Raw genomic sequence first — 5,880 nt, 5'->3', positions numbered from 1 at the left:
CCCCCCCCCCCCCCCCCCCCCCCCCCCCCCCCCCCCCCCCCCCCCCCCCCCCCCCCCCCCCCCCCCCCCCCCCCCCCCCCCCCCCCCCCCCCCCCCGCGCGGGCGGCCGCGAGGTCACCGACGAGCTCGATGTACCGGGCGCCGTCCCCGAGCGCCGGCTTGAGCACCATCCGCCGGCCGGGCATCGGCCACTCGCGCACCCGGGCGAGGTCCCACGCGGCCGGCTGCGGCAGGCCGGCGGCCGCCCACACGGCGTGGGTCACCAGCTTGTCGGCGGAGGCGACCAGCGAGGCGACGGGGTTGAGCAGGGGCACGCCGGCGGCCTCGAGCAGGGTGGCGAGGGCGAAGGTCGGCGCGTAGGCCACGACCTCCTCGACCAGCACGTGCGCGATCGCGAGGTCGTAGCGGCCCCGGGGCGGCCCCGTGACCGGCCAGTCGACGGGCACCCGGGCGAGCCGCTCGACCTCCGCCCCCTGCTCCTGCAGCGCCCGGACCCATGCGGCGGCGTACCCGGCCGCCTCGTACCAGTCCTCGTCGGTGATCACCAGCAGCACGCGCACCGTGCCCCTGTGCCCGGTGGCGAGCGGGCGAATCGCGGTCTTGCCGCCGGCCCGGACGTCCCGGGAGACTCGCCCCGGACTCCCGACGACGCGCGGAGGTCCCGATGACCGATCCGGCCGAGCCCGCCACCGCGGCCACCTCTCCGGAGCACACCCGCAGCGGGGACGACGTGGGCGACGCGATCGGCGTGGCCGAGCGGGGCACGTCGGTGGCCGCGGTCCACGACGGCGGCCCGGCCGCCACCAGCGGCGACGCACCCGTCGAGCAGGTGCGCGGGGACCCGTCGATGACCGGGGGGCAGGTCGGGGAGCCTCCCGCGGATCCGTCGGCGGGCTGAGCTCAGCTCCACAGCTCCACGCGCACGGTGGGGCGCGGCCGCCCCGCCCGGGGCGTCCGGGCGAGCAGGGCGCCGGTCGCCTCCGGTGTGGTGAGGAACCGCTGCAGCGCGCGGGCGGCGGGCGCCGCGCGGTCGGCGCCCGCGACGACGGCCCACCACAACCCGGTGACCGGCGTGCCCTCGAGCGCCAGCCGCACCAGGTCCCCCCGGCGGAGGTCGTCGCGGACGAGGTGGGCCAGCGCCAGCGCCACCCCGCCGCCGGCCCGGGCGAGGGCCAGGGCGGAGGCCTCGCTGACGTGCCGCTCGACGTGCGGAGCGGGCAGCCGGCCCGCGGCCCAGCGCGCCTCCTCGCTGCCGGGCTCCCACCCGGCCGGCCCGGTCAGCCACGGGTACGCGGCGGCGTCGCCGGCGGCAGGGCGCGCCCGCGCCGTCAGCGGGTGGCCGCGGCCGACGACCGCGAGGCGCTCGTAGCGCAGGAAGGGCACCGCCTCGAGCGGGTGCCCGCCGGCCGGCACCGGGCGCGCGGCCAGCACGACGTCGGCGGTCCCCTCGGCGAGCGCCTCCGCCGCCCGGTCCACCGGCCGCGCGCTCAGCTCCACGGCCGCGGCGGGCATCCGACGGGCGAACGCGCTGAGGACCGCACCGGCCACGTGCTCGGCGCAGGTCGCGGTGGCGAGCACCCGGAGGCGCGGGGTCGCGTCGGCGGTGCGCACCTCGGCGCGCACCCGGTCGGCCAGCCGGACGAGTTCCCGGGCCCGGACGGCGAGGGCCCGGCCGCCGGGCGTCAGCTCGATCCCCGTCCCGGTGCGCCGGAACAGCGGGTCGCCGAGGTCGGCGCGCAGGGCGGCCACCGCGGCCGACACGGCCGGCTCGCTGACGCCCAGCGCCGCCGCGGCGGCACGCACCGAGCCGAGCTCGGCCACGAGCGCGAAGGCGCGCAGCTGCGTGAACGTCACCGTCGGCCCTCTTAACGGGTCGGTTAGGACGATGTTGACAGTGACGCAGGTCACGAACAAGGTCCTCATCACGACGGCCGCTCGCGGACCCGCATCGGCCGGGCAGTGGGACCCGACGGTCAGGGGGCGCCCCGTGCAGGTACCGGCTCCGTTCGACTACGTCCGCGCGACGAGCGTCGCCGAGGCGCTCGAGCTGCTCGAGCGGCACGGGGAGGAGGCCCGGCTCGTCGCCGGCGGGCACAGCCTGCTGCCGATGATGAAGCTGCGGCTCGCCCGCCCCGACTGGGTCATCGACATCAACGACCTCGCCGAGCTGCGGCACGTCACCGCGGACGGCGACCGGCTGCGCGTCGGCGCGCTGACCCGCCACGCCGACCTGCTCGGCTCCGAGCTCGTCGGGCGACTGTTCCCGATCGTGCACGACGCCGAGCGGGTGATCGCCGACCCGGTGGTCCGCAACCGCGGCACCATCGGCGGCTCGCTGGCCCAGGCCGACCCCGCCGAGGACCTCACCACCGTCTGCGACGTCCTCCGGGCCGAGGTCGTGATCGCCGGCCGCGACGGCGAGCGGGTGGTCGGCATGGCCGGGTTCCACCGCGGCCCGTACGAGACGGCCTGCGCGCAGGACGAGATGCTGGTCGAGGTCCGCTTCCCCGTCCGGGAGGGGCAGGGCAGCGCCTACGAGAAGGTCGAGCGCCGGGTGGGCGACTGGGCCGTCGCCGCCGCCGGCGCGGCCCTCGTGCTCGCCGACGACGGCACGATCGCCGAGGCCGCCGTCGGCCTCACCGCGCTGGGCCTGGAGGGCCTGGCCGTCGACGCCGCCGCGGCGCTGGTCGGGCAGCGGCCCGGCGAGGAGGTGTTCGCCACCGCCGGCCGGCTGGCCGCCGAGGCGAGCGCGCCCGTCGAGGACGGCCGCGGCCCGGCCGACTACAAGCGCCACCTCGCCGACGAGCTCACCCGCCGGGTCCTGCGGACCGCGACGTCCCGCGCGCGGGCCGGCGCCCTGACCACCGTCTGAGGAGGAGCGACCGTGCAGGTCACCATGACCGTCAACGGCACCGAGGTGTCCCGCGACGTGGAACCGCGCCAGCTGCTCGTGCACTTCCTGCGCGACACCCTGGGGCTCACCGGCACCCACTGGGGGTGCGACACCAGCAACTGCGGCACCTGCGTCGTCCTGGTCGACGGCGAGCCGGTGAAGTCCTGCACCCAGCTGGCGGCGATGACCGCCGGGCACGAGGTGCGCACCGTGGAGGGGCTGGCCGAGGGCGGCACGCTCGACCCGGTGCAGCAGGGCTTCATGGAGGAGCACGGGCTGCAGTGCGGCTTCTGCACCCCGGGGATGATGCTCACGGCCCGCGCGCTGCTGGACCGCGATCCCGACCCGGACGAGGCGACCATCCGCGAGGCCATCTCCGGCCAGATCTGCCGCTGCACCGGCTACGCGACCATCGTCCGCTCGGTCCGGTGGGCCGCCGAGCACCCCGCGGCCGCCCGCACGGAGCAGGAGGTGACGGCATGACCACCGTGCAGGAGCGCTCGCCGATGCCGCAGGAGCGCGAGGCCAACCCGGCGATGGGGGCCCCGGACCGGCCGATCGGGTTCGGCCGGGTGCAGCGCAAGGAGGACCCGCGGTTCATCCGCGGGAAGGGCCGCTACCTCGACGACATCGTGCTGCCCGGCATGCTGCACGGCGCGATCCTGCGCTCGCCGGTCGCGCACGCCCGGCTGGTGTCCATCGACACCACCGAGGCGCTGGCCCACCCCAAGGTGCACGCCGTGGTCACCGGCAAGGACCTCGAGGGCCTGAACCTCGCGTGGGCGCCGACCCTGTCGGCCGACGTGCAGGCCGTCCTGGCCACCGACAAGGTCCGGTTCCAGGGGCAGGAGGTCGCGTTCGTCGTCGCCGAGGACCGGTACTCCGCCCGGGACGCCCTCGAGCTGATCGACGTCGAGTACGAGGACCTCCCGCCGGTGGTCGACGCCCGCCGCGCCCTGGACCCCGACGCCCCGGTCATCCGCGACGACAAGGAGGGGCAGACCGACAACCACGTCTTCGACTGGGAGGCGGGGGACGCGGCCGAGACCGACGCCGTCTTCGCCCGCGCCGACGTCGTCGTCAGCGAGGAGGTCGTCTACCCGCGGGTGCACCCGGCGCCGATGGAGACCTGCGGTGCCATCGCCGACTACGAGCCGGTCGACGGGCGGCTGACCCTCTACGAGACGTCGCAGGCCCCGCACGCGCACCGCACGCTGTTCGCGATGGTCGCCGGGATCCCCGAGCACAAGATCCGCGTCATCTCGCCCGACATCGGCGGCGGCTTCGGCAACAAGGTCGGCATCTACCCCGGGTACATCCTCGCCGTCGTCGGCTCGATCGTCACCGGCCGGCCGGTGAAGTGGGTCGAGGACCGCTCCGAGAACCTGATGAGCACCTCGTTCGCGCGGGACTACATCATGCGCGGGGAGGTCGCGGCGACCCGTGACGGGAAGATCCTCGCCGTCCGCACGAAGGTGCTGGCCGACCACGGGGCGTTCAACGCCACCGCCCAGCCGACCAAGTACCCGGCCGGCTTCTTCTCCATCTTCACCGGCAGCTACGACCTGCAGGCCGCGCACTGCTCGGTGACCGGCGTCTACACGAACAAGGCACCGGGCGGGGTGGCCTACGCCTGCTCGTTCCGGGTCACCGAGGCGGTCTACCTGGTCGAGCGGATGGTCGACGTGCTGGCCGCGGAGCTGGAGATGGACCCCGCGGAGCTGCGGCTGCGGAACTTCATCCGGCCCGAGCAGTTCCCCTACCGGAACAAGACCGGCTGGGAGTACGACTCCGGTGACTACGAGCCGGCCCTGCGGATGGCCATGGACCAGATCGGCTACGCCGACCTGCGCCGGGAGCAGGCCGAGAAGCGGGCGCGCGGCGAGCTCATGGGCATCGGGGTCTCCTTCTTCACCGAGACCGTGGGGGCCGGCCCGCGCAAGCACATGGACATCGTGGGCCTGGGCATGGCCGACGGTGCCGAGGTGCGCGTGCACCCCACCGGCAAGGCCGTCGTCCGGCTGTCGGTGCAGACCCAGGGGCAGGGCCACGAGACGACGTTCGCGCAGATCCTCGCCGAGGAGCTGGGCATCCCGCCGGAGGACGTCGACGTGGTCCACGGCGACACCGACCAGACGCCGTTCGGGCTGGGCACCTACGGCAGCCGGTCGACCCCGGTGAGCGGCGGAGCGGTCGCGCTGGCCGCCCGCAAGGTCAAGGACAAGGCGCGGCTGATCGCCGCGGCCATGCTGGAGACCCGGCCCGAGGACCTGGAGTGGGAGAAGGGCCGCTGGTTCGTGAAGGGCGACCCGTCGGCCGGGAAGACGATCGCCGACATCGCCCTGGGCGCGCACGGCACGGTCGAGCTGCCCGAGGGCGTCGACGGCAACCTCGACGCCGAGGTCACCTACGACCCGCCGAACCTGACCTTCCCGTTCGGCGCCTACATCTGCGTGGTCGACGTCGACCCGGGCACCGGCAAGGTGCACGTGCGCCGGTTCGTCGCGGTCGACGACTGCGGCACCCGGATCAACCCGATGATCGTCGAGGGCCAGATCCACGGCGGGCTGGCCGACGGCGTCGGCATGGCGCTGATGGAGTTCATCGGCTTCGACGAGCAGGGCAACTGCCTCGGCGGGTCGTTCATGGACTACCTGATCCCCACCGCCATGGAGGTCCCGGACTGGGAGACCGGCTACACGGTCACCCCGTCGCCGCACCACCCGATCGGCGCCAAGGGGATCGGGGAGTCCGCGACCGTCGGGTCCCCGCCGGCGGTGGTCAACGCCGTCGTCGACGCGCTGGCCCCGTTCGGAATCCGGCACGTGGACATGCCGTGCACCCCGGCCCGCGTGTGGGCCGCCATGCAAGGCCGCCCCACCCCACCCATCTAGTACTACAGCTGCACGGCCGCGGATCGCTGCGGCGTGTCTACCGGAGTGAGGCGGAGACGCGGACGACGGTCGGCGGATGTCCGACGATGTCTG

6 protein-coding genes are annotated in these 5,880 nt (G+C 75.4%); 4 read left to right on the top strand and 2 right to left on the bottom strand.

The window, feature by feature from the left end; translation table 11 throughout:
* The coding region (locus tag ACK586_RS25085; protein ID WP_409333258.1) for an ATP-grasp domain-containing protein at positions 1–560 on the bottom strand (560 nt) is incomplete at its 3' end.
* A 104-nt stretch (positions 561–664) separates the two neighbouring features.
* On the opposite strand from ACK586_RS25085, the gene ACK586_RS25080 reads away from it, so the two are divergent.
* Positions 665–898: a hypothetical protein gene (locus ACK586_RS25080; RefSeq protein WP_409333257.1), complete on the top strand. Its 234-nt coding sequence runs from the start codon at positions 665–667 to the stop codon at positions 896–898.
* A 2-nt stretch (positions 899–900) separates the two neighbouring features.
* On the opposite strand, the gene ACK586_RS25075 is transcribed toward ACK586_RS25080, so the two are convergent.
* On the bottom strand, positions 901–1,854 hold the full coding sequence (locus ACK586_RS25075; protein ID WP_409333256.1) for a LysR family transcriptional regulator: 954 nt from the start codon (positions 1,852–1,854) through the stop codon (positions 901–903).
* 40 nt (positions 1,855–1,894) lie between these two features.
* Here ACK586_RS25075 and ACK586_RS25070 point away from each other — a divergent pair, with 40 nt between their 5' ends.
* Genes ACK586_RS25070 through ACK586_RS25060 form a run of 3 tightly spaced genes read left to right on the top strand, consistent with a single transcriptional unit; the run spans position 1,895 to position 5,787 of the window.
* Positions 1,895–2,872, top strand: coding sequence for an FAD binding domain-containing protein (locus tag ACK586_RS25070; RefSeq protein ID WP_409333255.1), 978 nt, complete (start codon positions 1,895–1,897; stop codon positions 2,870–2,872).
* 12 nt (positions 2,873–2,884) lie between these two features.
* Entirely contained in the window at positions 2,885–3,376 is a 492-nt protein-coding gene (locus ACK586_RS25065) for a (2Fe-2S)-binding protein (protein ID WP_409333254.1), read from the top strand.
* Entirely contained in the window at positions 3,373–5,787 is a 2,415-nt protein-coding gene (locus tag ACK586_RS25060; RefSeq protein ID WP_409333253.1) for an aerobic carbon-monoxide dehydrogenase large subunit, read from the top strand. The genes ACK586_RS25065 and ACK586_RS25060 overlap by 4 nt, the downstream gene beginning before the upstream one ends.
* Positions 5,788–5,880 lie beyond the last annotated feature (93 nt).

It is taken from the genome of Trujillonella humicola (assembly GCF_046233715.1).
In the GTDB taxonomy this organism is placed as follows: Bacteria; Actinomycetota; Actinomycetes; order Mycobacteriales; family Geodermatophilaceae; genus Trujillonella; species Trujillonella humicola.
The sequence above is the reverse complement of the archived record's forward strand: the minus strand, read 5'-3'. Positions and strand labels throughout refer to the sequence as shown.